Consider the following 14,780-nt stretch of genomic DNA (forward strand, 5'->3'; position numbering starts at 1 on the left):
GTGAGTTAATGTACATTCATCTGGCCCATGACTTTTTACTATAACCACTTCGCATTGCGGGTAAAGGAAATGGTTAACCAACGATGTGGCCCTGACTCGCCAATCGCATGGGAGATTTCATCACGTATTTGGTCAAAATAAGAGACTCCGCTATTTTCCATCTCTGGTGGAATAACCACATGAATTTCGACAAATAATCCCCGACCAATACGGGTGGCGTAGTGTGAATAATCAACAAACTGGTACTTAGCCATTAGTCTGTCCATTAAGCTTTCCATCGATGCATCCAGTGTATCGGGTGTCATCTGTAATACTTCACGAACAGCGGCAATGACTGTTTTTATTGGAACTGGAATCAAGACCAATGTTAACAGTGCTAACACGCTAGGGTCAGTATAAACAATCAAATGTTCATAGCGCGTGCCTTCCATGCTCCAGGAAAGCAAAAAGGCCACTAATAAAGCAGAGCTAATACAAGCTGACATCAGCCAGCTTTTGGTATCCAATGCAATTAATTCAGACTTCACTCGTTTATTTAGGCGGCGTTGTTTTAAGAAGATAGTAAAACAGAAAACACTGACGACCAGCGCATAAACAATTGCCCAGCCAAGCTCCAGCTCCCGCCCTCCATCGATAATCCCTTTAATAGCATTAACAAAAGCATACAGACAAAGGAAAGCCAGTAGACTGCCATTAAAGGCCAAAACTAAAGGTTCGACATGCCAGAAACCATATTGAAAACGCCGGCTATTGGGTTGACCCAGTAATCGAGATACCAATAAAGATAAACTGCACATCCCAGCATCTAACGCAGAAAACATACCATCAAAAATAATCGACATTGAGCCACACACAATACCGAAAACGATGCCCATAATGGCAATAAACAAGGTACAAAAAATCGAGCGGCGTAAAATTTGCTGTTCTAGTTTGGTATCATGCAGTATAGGAGCTACCTGTTCACTGAGTATTGTCATGATTACAACCTATTTTAGGGCAACTTATTGTTTTATATTGACCAATTGTTTTTATTCAGCTTGATACGTCAATCACGATAAACACAGTGACAATCAATCAAAGCTATGAGTAGTGTGTCATATTATTCCATTTTTACCAGTAAATTACGTGGTAATATCAAGAGATAAAATCAGGTTAATCTCTTGTTTTTACTTATTTAAAATAGCCTCTATTTTGTTATTAGGGATTTTATATCGTTAAATATCACATTAATAGATTAATTGAATAGCCTTTTTTAGTATTTATCTTAAAGCCATTCATCTCCGGAAGCTTATACTTTAATTCTAATAACAGAGTTGATTAATTTTAATAACATACATCAGTCATTAAAACTTGTAATTAAGAACAGTAAATGACCAGAAATTGTTATTCATCAAGAATACCGTATCTGCATAAAGATATTATGCACGACTGACGATAATACCCGTTCAGGGGGAAATATGGTGGCAAAACTTAATATTCTATTAGTACATGGAGCATGGGCTGATGGCTCACAATGGCGACATATTATTCCCGCCTTACATGCAATGGGACACCGAGTTATTGCTATCCAGAATCCGCTTACATCATTAGCCGATGATGTAGAACGCACGATCAAACTCACCACTGCATTGTATGGCCCGACATTATTAGTCGGTCACTCTTATGGCGGAATGGTGATTACACAGGTCGGGCACCTGCAAAATGTGGTAGGGATGGTTTATCTTGCCGCATTTGCCCCTGATGCTGGTGAAAGTTTATCTAGCCTATTAGCTTTACGTGCCCCCCCTGCCGGGACAGCTTACATTCGCCCTGATGATAACGGTTTTTTGTGGATTGATTCCGACAAATTCCATGAGCACATGTGCCAAGATATCGATGAAAACGAAGCCTTGGTTATGGCGTTATCACAAAAACCTTTAGCCGCCCGCACTTTTACTGATAAGTCAGCCCAACCAGCCTGGCGCGTCAAACCCTGCTGGTATCAAGTTTCAACCGAAGACAGAATGTTACCAGCCGAAACACAACGTGGATTTGCCGAACGAATTCAAGCACAAAAGGTGATTGAGTTACTCTCTAGCCACGCATCACATATTTCACATCCACAACAAATCATCGATTTGATTGCTGATGCCGCCAATACGGTCAAATAGTTTTCATCCCGTCAAATACGGCCACTCCCAGCATCACTGATTGATACCGATGTAGGGTACAGACGAAAAAAATCCGCCCGAAAGCGGATTTTTCAAGCACAGCATGTCACGATAAAAGATGAATGCTGAATGCTGATAGACCTGAGCAATTGCTTAGAAAGTGTAACCTACGCCAGCAACCCAAGTACCCACATCAACGTTGCGGATACGGCTCTGTTCGTAAGAAACATCCAGAGCAACATTTTGCATTGGGTTAAACTGCATACCTGCGCCGTAAGTGAAACCGTAATCGCTGGTGCTGTTTTTGTCGCCCGCAGAAGTTGGGAAGTTCTGAGTGAAACGACCGTAACCCACACCTACCAGACCATAGATGCTAGCCCAATCGTTGATGCGGTAAGCTGGACCACCGGTGATGGCATTGTATTGTGCTTTGTTGTAAACAGACGCGCTGTCACCGAAGCTGCTTTTTTCAGTGTGAGTGAAAGAGGTGATGTACCCCAGTTGAGAATCACTCCACTCGTAACGGTATTTCAGGTTGAAACCTGAAGATTTGTTAGCAACACCTTGGTAATCGCTCTGGGCATAACCACCAGAAACAGTGCTTTGACCTGCAAAAGCGGAACCTGCGGTCACTGCTAATACACAAGCTGCTACAGCTGAAAGACATGCAATTTTATTCATAACCACCTCGAAAGACGCAAAATTTTAGATGAAACAAAAACACCATGAAATTATAACAATAAACAGTTAGAAACTCTGCCTGATAATGATTGTCTAACTATTTATTTGGTGTAACAAAGAATTTCAAGCATCTTCCATCTTGCTAATACGCTTACGATTTTTCACTATACCACTCTATTTTGTGACATCCATCACCAAAAGGCATTCCAGACTATTCTTAATTTTCATGCTCAAATTAACGTCAAAAATAGCGTTAAAAAACAGCAAGTCAGAAAATTATTTATCTTTAATTTTCTGGGCGACGTCTTTTCTTTAGTTCTTGGTTATTTTCAAACACTTCGCTGACATTTCATTTACACTGGCAGACATGGATATCTAATACTTTTCTTCGAGGCTCAACAGGATGTCTTTGTCTCCTTCATCCAAACATTCACTGCCACTGCTTCCGATTTTCTTGCTGATAATCGCTATGATCTCAATACAGAGTGGCGCATCGCTTGCAAAAAGCCTGTTTCCCGTCGTCGGAGCACAGGGAATAACGTCGCTGCGCCTTGGTATTGGCACATTAATACTGTTTATCATCTTTAAACCGTGGCGAATGCGATTTGAAGCGGGCAGTCGTTTACCCTTGTTTATTTATGGGGTGACGTTGGGTGGCATGAATTTTCTGTTTTATCTGTCATTAAAAACGGTGCCATTAGGGATTGCCGTCGCACTGGAGTTTACCGGACCTCTGGCGGTAGCTATGCTATCTTCACGCCGCCCCGTTGATTTCATCTGGGTCGGATTAGCCATACTTGGTTTGTGGTTCCTATTACCCTTAGGGAATAATATTGGCACGATAGATTTGTTTGGTGCGGCTTATGCGCTAGGTGCGGGGGCTTGCTGGGCACTGTATATCGTTTCAGGGCAAAAAGCCGGGGGAGATCATGGGCCAGGAACCGTTGCAGTTGGCTCTCTGATTGCGGCACTGGTTTTCTGTCCAATAGGGGTGGCTTATAACGGTTTGGCACTGTTTGACCCCGCAATTTTACCGGTTGCCTTAGCGGTGGCTATTTTGTCCACCGCGTTGCCCTACTCACTTGAGATGGTCGCCCTCACCCGCCTTCCAACCCGTACATTCGGTACGCTGATGAGTTTGGAACCTGCATTAGCGGCAATTTCGGGGCTGGTATTCTTAAATGAACATCTAACATTGATTCAATGGTTGGCTTTGGCATCCATTATCAGTGCATCGATTGGTGCAACGTTAACGATCAAACCCAAGCCCCAAATTGACCAAATTGCCTAAAAAAGGAGCTATACATGGAAATCAGAATGGCGACGCCCGCAGATTTTGCCCAAATATGGCCGCTATTTCAGGCAGTCATCAGCCGTGGGGATACTTATGTCTTCACTCCTGATACCTCTGAGCAAGATGCTTATGATTACTGGTTTGGCCCCGGGGTGCGCTGTTTTGTCGCGCTGCATGAACAACATATTGTTGGCATGTATAAATTAATCGATAACCAACGCGGTCTCGGTTCTCATGTTGCTAATGCATCGTTTATGGTTGACGGGCAAGCTCGCGGCTTGGGGATTGGCAAAGCCTTAGGGATTCATTGCATTGAACAGGCAACAACTCTCGGCTATCGGGCAATGCAGTTTAACTTTGTTGTCAGCACCAATACTCTGGCCGTTGCTCTATGGCAAAAGTTAGGTTTCGACATCATTGCCACATTACCAAACGCATTTAACCATCGCGAACTGGGTTACGTTGATGCCTATGTTATGCATCGGGTACTCGTCCCAAACTCGCACTAATAGCCTTTCTGATGCCTACCAGTATTCTCGCCAACCCAGTAATTTCAAGGGTTGGCGTTTTTTCTTTATTATTTTTTAATTTTTTTGCATCCAAAACACCAAGCTGATTCGTATAGGTAGATGTGAGGCAAGACTTCACCTCAACCATCCTAAAAGGAATACATTATGAAAACGCTTATTCGTACCGCTATCTGTGCTTCTTTAGTGTTCAGCAGTGTTTCAATGGCCGCCATGATGTCCGACACTGTCATGGTGGGTGGCGCTTCAATGTTTCCGAGCAAGAATATTATTGAGAATGCGGTGAACTCGAAAGACCATACCACTTTGGTTGCAGCAGTTAAGGCCGCTGGGTTGGTTGACACACTACAAGGCCAGGGTCCCTTTACCGTGTTCGCACCCACTGACGCCGCGTTTGCAAAATTGCCAGCAGGTACGGTTGAAAATCTGGTCAAACCAGAAAATAAAGCCATGCTCACCCAGATCCTGACGTATCACGTGGTGGCCGGGAAGTACGATATGAAGCAGTTAGCAAGTAAAATTAAAGCCGGTGGGGGCACTGCTGAACTGAAAACTGTTAACGGTCAACCACTATGGTTTATGAATAATGGTCCGCACAATATTCAGATCAAAGATGCGAAAGGGAATGTCGCCAACATCAGTACCTATGATGTACAACAGAAAAATGGTGTGATCGATGTTATCGATACTGTCCTGATGCCTAAATAAAACCCGTCTATACTGGGTGCAGTGTCTCACTGCACCTGACGGATTTTTTAGGGATTGGCACATGAATGAATGTTCGCTGGAACAACAGATCGGACTGATAAATGCCATAGCTCAAGGCGATCAGTCCGCTTTTGAAAAGCTTTATCGACTCACCTCCCCCCGATTATTCGCAGTCGCGCTACGCATGCTCCGTAATCCTGCCCGAGCAGAAGAAGTTTTACACGACAGCTTTCTCACCGTTTGGCACCGAGCAGGAAATTATAATGCGCAACTCAGTGCACCGCTGACGTGGCTAACGCATATCGTACGTAACCGAGCTATCGATTTGATGCGGGGTAGTGATAATCGCCTGCAAACATTGGACGATGAAGAAACTGCTGCACTGCCCGATGACACCCTGACACCGTTGGCGCAATTGCAGCAAGATAGTGAAGCTCAACAATTAGCCAATTGCCTGGCGCACCTATCAGTAGAGCAACGGCAAAGTATTATGCTGGCTTATTATCAAGGGCTTTCTCATGGGGAAATCTCAATTCATTTACAGCAACCACTTGGTACGATAAAAAGCTGGATACGTCGTGCACTGGACCACCTGAAGGACTGTGTAGGCTTATGAAAAACAGACGCGAATATGACTCAGCACTGGCTGCAGAGTATGCGCTGGGAACCTTGCGCGGACTGGCCCGGGTGCGTTTTGAACGAAGAGTCCGCCGTGATCCCCGGCTGGCAGCAGATGTTGCCAGTTGGCAAAGCTTGTTTACTCAATTGGATAATCAGCTAGCCCCGTTAGAGCCGCCTGAGCGTGTTTGGAAACGGCTGGAGCTACAGTTACCAGCCATTAATGTGCGCCATATTAAGCGAAATCGTTGGTCTTATGCTGGTTGGGCGGTCGCCGCCGCTCTTGCTGCTATATTAGTGATACCGCGACTACTGGTAACCCCCCCCACGGCAATACCTGTAGCAGTGTTGTCTAATAGCCAACAACATGGCCAATGGGTTGTCAGCCTTGAAAAATCGACTCGCAGTTTAACGCTAACACCACTCAATCCAGTTGCAGTCAGTGATAGCAACAGCCTTGAATTATGGAGTATTCCCGCCGGTGAAAAACCTCACTCACTGGGCTTGCTAAATACCCATGGGCCAACCCAACTGACACTGGCTGAAAATCAGTTAAGCGCAAATTCATTGCTGGCAATCAGTCTGGAGCCGCACGGCGGATCTCCTACTGGTCAGCCAACTGGGGCGGTCTTATTCAGTGGCGCATTACAAAATCTGTAAGATACTGTTGTTCTTTGTTTTTGTAAGGCTTGAAGTTGTAGGACTTACGTTAAAGAGTGATGGCGGTTTTTACTACCCAAATCACTCCACTGTTACTCTCTTGGAGGTTATTCATGCAAGACTGGGATCCTGATTTATACCGCCAATTTGAAGCGGAACGCACCCGCCCTGCCAATGATCTGCTCGCGCATATTACGCTAGCAGCCCCAAAACGGATCAGTGACTTAGGGTGTGGGCCGGGCAACTCCACTCAGTTATTGCAACAGCGTTTTCCCCACAGCCAACTTGTTGGAATTGATAATTCAGCAAGTATGTTACTCAGCGCGCAGCAGCGCTTGCCTGATTGCGCCTTTCTCGAAACAGATATCCGCCAGTGGCAGCCTTCTGAGCCACAAGACCTTATTTATGCCAATGCCTCATTACAGTGGATCACTGACCACCAGCAACTTTTTCCTGATTTATTGACCAAGCTGGCACCCGGCGGTGTCCTTGCGGTTCAGATGCCTGATAATCTGGATGAACCCAGCCACAGAGCCATGCGGGAAGTGGCAGAAAATGGCCCATGGCAACAAACCTTACAAGAAGCAGGGGTTATCCGAACAAAAGTGCTCACGGCCAATCAATATTACGATTTGTTGGCTCCACATGCCGAACGGGTAGATATTTGGCGTACCACCTATCACCACCCAATGCCTTCAGCACAAGCGATTATTGACTGGCTACGTGCTACCGGTTTACGCCCCTTCCTCGAGCCACTTTCTGAAGCTCTGCGAGTAGATTTCTTGCAAGATTATCTGGCTCTCATCGATACCGCCTATCCACAACAAGTTGATGGGCAACGCTTACTCGCATTCCCACGCTTATTCATTGTTGCCCACATGCCACAATAACCCTCTTATCAATGCCGGTTAAATTAATCGGCATAACATATTGATAAAATAGCAATGAAATAGTCCAGAGTAGAAACTATTTATTTTTCATGTTATTAATCACCGAAACTGAGCCACGCAAGTTATTAATTAACCACAGCTTCATTTCATCTTCAGTATAAAATACCATTCAAAACCATTTAAATAATAAAATATATATAAATCACAGCCATAGTCATTATCGATTAGACGCCATAAAAGCAAAAAATCTATTTTAAATAGGAAACACTCAATTACATTTTAAAACACTCTTGCTAATAAGCTATTTAATTGATAGGCACTATCTAAACCACAAAGTTAAATATTCTTGTTATACTTATTGCGGTGAAGAAATTGGCAATCAACTCAATAAAGGGATACCTATTATGAGTACAGCAAAACTGGTAAAAGCAAAATCTTCCGAACTCATCTACACACGCAATGATGTTGATGAACATACTAAAGAAATAACCATTAAGTACTTAAATGACATGGTTATTCAGTTCATCGATCTGTCACTTATCACCAAACAAGCACATTGGAATATGCGTGGTGCCAACTTTATTGCTGTCCATGAAATGTTGGATGGCTTCCGCACTGCCATTAATGATCACTTGGATACCTTCGCTGAGCGTGCCGTACAGTTAGGTGGCGTTGCGTTAGGTACTGCACAACTCGTAACTCAAGAAACACCATTGAAGAGCTATCCAACCAATATCCACAGTGTGCAAGAGCACCTGAAAGAGTTGGCGGATCGTTATGGGGTGGTCGCGAACTTCATCCGTAAAGCAATTTCAGAAGTTAAAGATGAAGATACGGCAGATATGTTTACCGCCGCATCTCGTGATCTGGATAAATTCTTGTGGTTTATCGAAGCAAATATTGAGTAATTATCATCCTATAGCTCAGTAGATTTTAAATTGTAGGATACGATACAGGGCCGGTGATTATCCGGCTCTGTTCATGGAGGTCATATGGCAAGTGGATGGGCTGGCGACGGCGCAGTACAAGATCAAATTGACTCGACCTTAGAAGACGCAGTCCAACGCGCCCGACAAGCTCTTGGTAAAGGTGAGAGTGAATTATATTGTCTGGAGTGTGGGCACGCTATTCCTGAAGCACGACGCAAGGCACTGGCCGGTGTTAAATATTGTCTGACCTGCCAAAATGAATTAGATAAACACCAAGCAACCCATGCTGGCTATAATCGTCGTGGCAGTAAAGATAGCCAACTTAGATAGTTTTCAACTCCCCTCACTGCACCCTTTTCAAGCAAAAATCCGATACAGTTAACAATATTGTTACATTAATGTTGATTACCGATTGTTTATTATTGACTACCGAGTTAATAATAAGTAAATAATCGATAAGTTGCACCAAAATGACAGTAACGCACCATTTTGGTGGGTCACATTGGTGCAATGAGTGTCAGCTAAGTATTTACCTGCAAATTAATTTAAGAAATCTCTTTGTTTTTAAATAACTTGCATTTCTGGCACGATCTTTTCATATTGCATCCTGAAATATAAAAATGGATCTCCATGCCTCAAGCGATTGGCATTGCAGCTCACTGCAATCTCAACAACCCAAGGTATATCCACAAAAGCACAAAGGAACTCCCACTTATGAAGTCACTTGTCAAAGTTTCATTGGCCGCACTCACGCTGGCCTTTGCCGTTAGCTCCCACGCCGCAGAGAAAGAACTGATTGTTGCAACAGACACCGCTTTCGTTCCTTTTGAGTTCAAACAAGGGGATAAATATGTCGGTTTTGATATCGATTTATGGGATGCCATCGCGAAAAAACTGGATCTGAAATATACCCTGAAACCAATGGATTTCAGTGGCATCATTCCTGCGCTGCAAACCAAAAACGTGGATCTGGCACTGGCCGGTATCACCATTACTGACGAGCGCAAAAAAGCCGTTGATTTCTCCGATGGTTATTACAACAGCGGCTTACTGGTGATGGTCAAAGCAGATAACAATGACATTAAAGGCGAAGCTGATCTGGCGGGGAAAGTGCTGGCAGTGAAAAGTGGTACGGGTTCTGTTGATTACGCGAAAGCCAATATCAAAACCAAAGACCTGCGCCAATTCCCAAATATTGATAACGCTTATCTGGAGTTAGGTACTGGCCGTGCTGATGCTGTATTGCATGACACACCCAACATCCTTTACTTCATCAAAACCGCCGGTAATGGCCAGTTCAAAGCTGTAGGTGACTCCATTAAAGCCCAGCAGTATGGTGTCGCATTCCCACAAGGCAGTGACTTGCGTGAAAAAGTTAACGCTGCTCTGAAATCCCTGAAAGAAGACGGCACTTACGCTGCAATCTATAAAAAATGGTTCGGCGTAGAACCTAAGTAATTTATTTTTGCCGTTTTTAGACCAGGAGAATATCCATGCAGTTTGAATGGAGCGCTATTTGGCCCGCCATCCCAATCCTGCTTGAAGGCGCCAAGTTAACCCTATGGATTTCGGTCTTGGGGTTGCTTGGCGGCCTGATTATTGGGGTTATAGCCGGTTTTGCCCGCGCCTATGGCGGTTGGCTGAGTAGAAATATCGCATTAGTTTTTATTGAACTTATCCGTGGCACGCCAATTGTGGTGCAGGTGATGTTCATCTACTTTGCATTGCCGATGATGATGCCTGTGCGCATTGACCCCTTCTCAGCAGCCGTTGTGACGATCATTATTAACTCTGGTGCCTATATCGCGGAAATCACCCGTGGTGCCGTGCTATCCATTCATAATGGGTTCCGTGAAGCCGGACTGGCGTTGGGTTTATCCAAACGTGATACCTTGCGTTATGTGATTGCGCCATTGGCCTTGCGTCGTATGTTGCCGCCATTAGGTAACCAATGGATCGTTAGCATCAAAGACACTTCACTGTTTATTGTGATTGGCGTAGCCGAACTGACTCGTCAGGGTCAGGAAATTATTGCCGGCAACTTCCGCGCCATGGAGATATGGAGTGCGGTGGCGGTGATCTACCTGATAATTACCTTGGCTCTGAGCTTCGTTCTGCGCCGGTTAGAAAGAAAACTGAAAATCATATGATTGAATTTAAAAACGTCTCCAAACACTTTGGTAAAACCCAGGTGCTCCACGACATCAATCTGAATATCACCAAGGGAGAAGTGGTGGTCATTATTGGTCCTTCCGGTTCAGGTAAATCGACCTTGCTGCGTTGTATCAATAAGCTGGAAGTGATTACCAGTGGTCAACTGATTGTCGACAGTCTGGATGTCAATGACCCTAAAGTCGATGAACGCTTAATTCGTCAGGAAGCTGGCATGGTGTTCCAGCAGTTTTACCTGTTCCCGCACCTGACGGCGCTGGAAAATGTGGCATTTGGCCCGATCCGTGTACGTAAGGCATCAAAAGAAGCTGCCAATAAGCTCGCGATGGAGTTATTGACCAAGGTGGGTTTAGAAGAGCGCGCTCATCATTACCCGGCGGAACTGTCGGGCGGTCAACAACAGCGTGTGGCTATCGCCCGTGCATTGGCGGTAAAACCGAAACTGATGCTGTTTGATGAGCCAACATCTGCACTGGACCCTGAATTGCGCCATGAAGTCCTGACGGTAATGAAAGACTTGGCCGAAGAAGGCATGACCATGGTGATTGTGACTCATGAGGTCGGTTTCGCCCAAAAAGTGGCGTCGCGCCTGATCTTTATTGATAAAGGCCGCGTGGCACAAGATGGTGATCCTGATAGCTTGATTTCTCATCCACCCAGTGAGCGTTTACGGGAATTCCTGCAACACGTATCTTAATGCGCTACAGGTATCAAATCACAACGGGCGGGTATCTCACCGATACCTGCCCGTTTTTTATCTTGCGCTATCTTAAACCTAGCCTGGCATACTTTGCCGATTCTTTACTTGAGCAAATGCGGCCATCAACTTCACCACATCCTGCATACCGATATTGACCTGATTGATAACCTCACCGGCATCTTGTGTCAGTGTCACTCCGCCACCGGCATGTTCGACGCAAACATCCATGCCCTTAATGGCCGCCATAACACCGTTTTGAATCGTCTTTGTCATATGTTCGATTTCTGTCGCTGCCTTGCGAGACCTCTCTGCCAGCATCCGGACTTCACTCGCTACCACTGAAAAACCTTTACCATGTTCACCGGCGTGGGCAGCTTCAATAGAAGCATTGATCGCCAGTAAGTTAGTTTGCGAAGAGATTTTACGAATAGCTTCTACAATGGTGCCTATCTCTTTCGAGCAGCGGCCTAACTCACTGACAACATCCGATGTTTCACGAGCGACAGATTCGACCTCTTGCATACCACGCACCGCCTGCTGAACAATTTCAGCGCCCTGAGATGCGGAACGATCGGTGGTTAATGACAAATGGTGCACATCGCGGATCAGGTTTTCCTCATGTTCTTGCTGCAACATCAACTGTGTAATATCTTGAGCAATCTTTACTACTTTCAGTATCTGCCCATCATTATCCATAATCGGGTTATAACTCGCCTCCAGCCATACCCGCTCACCACGGCTATTGACTCGCTCAAAACGCCCGATAACAAACTCACCTCGTGCTAATCGCTGCCAATGCTGACGATATTCATCCGAGTGAGCAAATTCAGGAGTACACAAGATATGATGGGGTTTATGCTGAATCTCTGCCAATGAATAGCCAATCACCTTAAGCAAATTATCATTGGCATCCAAAATAATGCCCTGCGGTGTAAAGGTAATCATCCCCATAGAGCGATTTAAAGCAGCCAGTAAACTTTGATGTTCCTGAGATTGCAAAACTCGCTCAGTTACATCACTCGCAATCTTAATTATTTCCACAACTCGGCCTTGACTATCAAGTACCGGTGTATAGGTCCCCTGTAGCCAGATAATGCTGCCATCTTTACGAATGCGCTTAATATTATCGGTAATAGGTCGCCCTTCATTGAGTAATTGCCAGTGGCGGCGATAAGCATCACTTCGCGCATAATGTGGGTCACAAAATAATTTATGATGTTTACCCACAACCTCATTTTGCTGATATCCCATTGCCTGTAAAAATAATGTATTCGCGTGTTTTACTGTGCCGTCGGGCTTAAAAATAATCATTGGAACTGCATTATCAATTGATGTCAGTTCTGCGCGTGGAGATGCATGAGATGAGCTGAAGTTAAACAGCATAAGTTGAGTCCTTATGGCGAATGATTGAGCCGCAAATTAACAATGTGCCGATCAACGTGCATGCACGATAAAACCAAAAAGCCTTAAGGCTCTTTGGATTTTATTCTTCACCCTGGACGATGAGTTAGAGGAGTTTCTAAAATCAAAATACGACAAAAAATTACAATAAAGCCATTACTTGTCGGCTTATTATGCCCAACTAAGATTTATCTTAATTAGCTTAGACTAAAGTCGATAAGCATCAAGTCATTAGCTTATATAACTCAGTGATTCGGGAGACATATCTGCTCGCTGTGCCCCAAAGAGTCGAGGCACAGGAAAGAGTTGAACCAGTGAAATCAGTATGTGATTCGGGTGAGTGAATACAGCGAACACCGCTGCAGCGTCAAGAACGCAGAGTATGACCCAAAGTTATTGCCGTTGCAGCAAGGCAGCAAGTGAACTCATCCCGATGAGCTTACATCAGTAAGTGATTCGGGTGAGTGAATACAGCGAACACCGCTGCGGCGTCAAGAACGCAGGGTCCAGCGCTCGGCTTTCCAAACGACTTGCTCCTCTGGTGTCAGAAAAGTCCATGCAACAAACCGACTCACTTTCTGCCCTTGTGCCATATCAATGGTGCGAACTTCCACAGCATTGGCGTAACGCAGGGCATGATAAATAGCCGGTAATGTTGTTTTTTTGGAAATCAATGAAGTAAACCAGAAGCAATTTTTTGCCTTGGTTGCGCTCTCAGCTACCATGCGACTGACGAACCCTTCTTCGCCGCCATCACACCACAGTTCGCTATTTTTCCCCCCAAAATTTTGTACGGGTTTCGCTGCAACTTCCCCTTTGCCCAACTTATGTAGCTTGCGGCGCGTGGTGGCTGCCGCTTCTTCAGCTGAACCATGAAATGGTGGGTTACACAATGTGGCATCGTAGCGCTCATTGACTGCCAGAACACCGTCAAAAATTGCCTGTGGATTCTTCTGGTGTCTCAGTCGCAGTGCGTTTTTCAGTGTCGGGTTCATAGAGACCACCATTTTTGCCGCACTGAGTGCTTGTGTGTCAATCTCCGTGCCGGTAAAACGCCAGCCATATTCTCGCTGACCAATAATGGGATAAATACAGTTAGCGCCCACACCAATATCTAGCAAAGCAATGTTCTTCCCCTGCGGGATCACGCCATCGTTACAACTGGCAAGTAGATCAGCTAGATGATGCACATAATCGGCTCGGCCTGGGATAGGTGGGCATAAAAAATCAGCAGGAATATCCCAATACTCAATACCATAGAAGTGTTTTAGCAGGGCCTTGTTTAACATCTTCACCGCCAAAGGATCAGCGAAATCGATGGAAATATCACCGTAGGCAGTGGGTGCCAAAAAAGGGATCAACTCAGGGCAACTCACTGAAAGAGCATCAAAGTCATAACGCGAACGATGACGGTTTCGGGGATGCAATCCGTTTTTTTCTTTCGGGAATACTTTTTTGTTTTCCATCGTACAGGCTCTCTGGTAGGCATTTTCTGGCGCGTAAGATAGCATAAATTAGCGTTAAGCGGGTTAGCGGTAAACGGATGAGTGTCCGCCTACAATTAATATTCAAATATTTTGATCAATTAACTCAATTCTATCCGGTTTTAAAGTTTCAACAATGGCGTAGCATAGCTTCTATCGAAAGGAAGCGCCCTTTCAACTTTAAAATCGAATAGGAATACATCATGAAAAGCATCAAAAATTTCGTTGCAGTTATCGCACTCTCTACTCTCTCTTTCGGTAGCTTTGCAGCTGAATACGTTAACAGCCAAGATGCCGCTAAATTAGAACAAGTCGGGGTCGTCTCTGTCAGTGGCGTGACTGATTTAAGCAGCTTGAAAGCACAACTGGCAGAAAAAGCAGATGCAGCTGGTGCGAAAGCGTTCACCATCACATCTGCAACAGGGAATAACTTGATGCACGGTACTGCGGTTATTTATAACTAATTTAACGTTTTTGTTTGAAATTATCACGGTGTCAGTGGTGTCTAATCCCCTTCGCTGCCATAAGAGAAAAAGCTCATCAGCACTGGTTTGATGAGCTTTTTT

At 44.8% G+C, this 14,780-nt stretch carries 17 protein-coding genes; 13 read left to right on the top strand and 4 right to left on the bottom strand.

The features are described 5' to 3' along the window. Positions 1–38: 38 nt before the first annotated feature. Positions 39–977: a cation diffusion facilitator family transporter gene (locus ACIOG0_RS14815; RefSeq protein WP_050098727.1), complete on the bottom strand. Its 939-nt coding sequence runs from the start codon at positions 975–977 to the stop codon at positions 39–41. A gap of 480 nt (positions 978–1,457) precedes the next feature. Between ACIOG0_RS14815 and ACIOG0_RS14820 the strand changes: the two genes are divergently transcribed. Next, on the top strand, positions 1,458–2,150 hold the full coding sequence (locus ACIOG0_RS14820) for an alpha/beta fold hydrolase (protein ID WP_050098729.1): 693 nt from the start codon (positions 1,458–1,460) through the stop codon (positions 2,148–2,150). Positions 2,151–2,303: 153 nt separating this feature from the next. Here the strand turns inward: ACIOG0_RS14820 and ompX are convergent, their stop codons facing one another. Next, positions 2,304–2,831, bottom strand: coding sequence for an outer membrane protein OmpX (gene ompX / locus ACIOG0_RS14825; protein WP_050098731.1), 528 nt, complete (start codon positions 2,829–2,831; stop codon positions 2,304–2,306). A gap of 403 nt (positions 2,832–3,234) precedes the next feature. Here ompX and rhtA point away from each other — a divergent pair, with 403 nt between their 5' ends. From rhtA to glnQ, 11 genes are all read left to right on the top strand, one after another. After that, the gene (gene rhtA, locus ACIOG0_RS14830; RefSeq protein WP_050140999.1) at positions 3,235–4,122 is read left to right on the top strand and encodes a threonine/homoserine exporter RhtA; all 888 of its coding nucleotides are present in this window, start codon (positions 3,235–3,237) and stop codon (positions 4,120–4,122) included. 14 nt (positions 4,123–4,136) lie between these two features. After that, positions 4,137–4,634, top strand: coding sequence for a GNAT family N-acetyltransferase (locus tag ACIOG0_RS14835; RefSeq protein ID WP_050098736.1), 498 nt, complete (start codon positions 4,137–4,139; stop codon positions 4,632–4,634). A gap of 165 nt (positions 4,635–4,799) precedes the next feature. Next, on the top strand, positions 4,800–5,360 hold the full coding sequence (locus ACIOG0_RS14840) for a fasciclin domain-containing protein (protein ID WP_050098739.1): 561 nt from the start codon (positions 4,800–4,802) through the stop codon (positions 5,358–5,360). A 61-nt stretch (positions 5,361–5,421) separates the two neighbouring features. Further along, positions 5,422–5,976 (top strand): sigma-70 family RNA polymerase sigma factor, encoded by a 555-nt coding sequence (locus ACIOG0_RS14845; protein WP_050098740.1) that lies wholly within the window; start codon positions 5,422–5,424, stop codon positions 5,974–5,976. Further along, positions 5,973–6,638, top strand: a complete 666-nt coding sequence (locus tag ACIOG0_RS14850; protein WP_050098741.1) for an anti-sigma factor domain-containing protein — start codon at positions 5,973–5,975, stop codon at positions 6,636–6,638. Before ACIOG0_RS14845 ends, ACIOG0_RS14850 begins: the two co-directional genes overlap by 4 nt. Positions 6,639–6,751: 113 nt before the next feature. Continuing rightward, positions 6,752–7,528, top strand: a complete 777-nt coding sequence (tam, locus tag ACIOG0_RS14855) for a trans-aconitate 2-methyltransferase (RefSeq protein ID WP_050098742.1) — start codon at positions 6,752–6,754, stop codon at positions 7,526–7,528. Positions 7,529–7,932: 404 nt separating this feature from the next. Further along, positions 7,933–8,436 carry a DNA starvation/stationary phase protection protein Dps gene (dps, locus tag ACIOG0_RS14860; protein WP_050098744.1) on the top strand — a complete coding sequence of 168 codons (504 nt, stop codon included), beginning with the start codon at positions 7,933–7,935 and terminating at the stop codon, positions 8,434–8,436. An 84-nt stretch (positions 8,437–8,520) separates the two neighbouring features. Further along, positions 8,521–8,787 (top strand): DksA/TraR family C4-type zinc finger protein, encoded by a 267-nt coding sequence (locus tag ACIOG0_RS14865; RefSeq protein WP_050098745.1) that lies wholly within the window; start codon positions 8,521–8,523, stop codon positions 8,785–8,787. Positions 8,788–9,171: 384 nt separating this feature from the next. Beyond that, positions 9,172–9,915, top strand: coding sequence for a glutamine ABC transporter substrate-binding protein GlnH (glnH, locus tag ACIOG0_RS14870; protein WP_050098746.1), 744 nt, complete (start codon positions 9,172–9,174; stop codon positions 9,913–9,915). Between the two features lie 35 nt (positions 9,916–9,950). Continuing rightward, positions 9,951–10,607 carry a glutamine ABC transporter permease GlnP gene (gene glnP, locus ACIOG0_RS14875; RefSeq protein WP_004709093.1) on the top strand — a complete coding sequence of 219 codons (657 nt, stop codon included), beginning with the start codon at positions 9,951–9,953 and terminating at the stop codon, positions 10,605–10,607. Then, positions 10,604–11,326: a glutamine ABC transporter ATP-binding protein GlnQ gene (glnQ, locus tag ACIOG0_RS14880; RefSeq protein ID WP_128451747.1), complete on the top strand. Its 723-nt coding sequence runs from the start codon at positions 10,604–10,606 to the stop codon at positions 11,324–11,326. The genes glnP and glnQ overlap by 4 nt, the downstream gene beginning before the upstream one ends. A 78-nt stretch (positions 11,327–11,404) precedes the next feature. On the opposite strand, the gene ACIOG0_RS14885 is transcribed toward glnQ, so the two are convergent. Continuing rightward, positions 11,405–12,712 carry a PAS domain-containing methyl-accepting chemotaxis protein gene (locus ACIOG0_RS14885; RefSeq protein ID WP_050098748.1) on the bottom strand — a complete coding sequence of 436 codons (1,308 nt, stop codon included), beginning with the start codon at positions 12,710–12,712 and terminating at the stop codon, positions 11,405–11,407. Positions 12,713–13,221: 509 nt separating this feature from the next. Continuing rightward, positions 13,222–14,196, bottom strand: a complete 975-nt coding sequence (gene rlmF, locus ACIOG0_RS14890; RefSeq protein ID WP_186372041.1) for a 23S rRNA (adenine(1618)-N(6))-methyltransferase RlmF — start codon at positions 14,194–14,196, stop codon at positions 13,222–13,224. Positions 14,197–14,417: 221 nt separating this feature from the next. On the opposite strand from rlmF, the gene ACIOG0_RS14895 reads away from it, so the two are divergent. Then, a complete protein-coding gene (locus ACIOG0_RS14895) occupies positions 14,418–14,678 on the top strand; it encodes a multiple stress resistance protein BhsA (RefSeq protein ID WP_050098750.1) in 261 nt (86 codons plus the stop codon). Positions 14,679–14,780 lie beyond the last annotated feature (102 nt).

The sequence above is a fragment of the Yersinia vastinensis genome, assembly GCF_044905075.1.
GTDB lineage: Bacteria > Pseudomonadota > Gammaproteobacteria > Enterobacterales > Enterobacteriaceae > Yersinia > Yersinia vastinensis.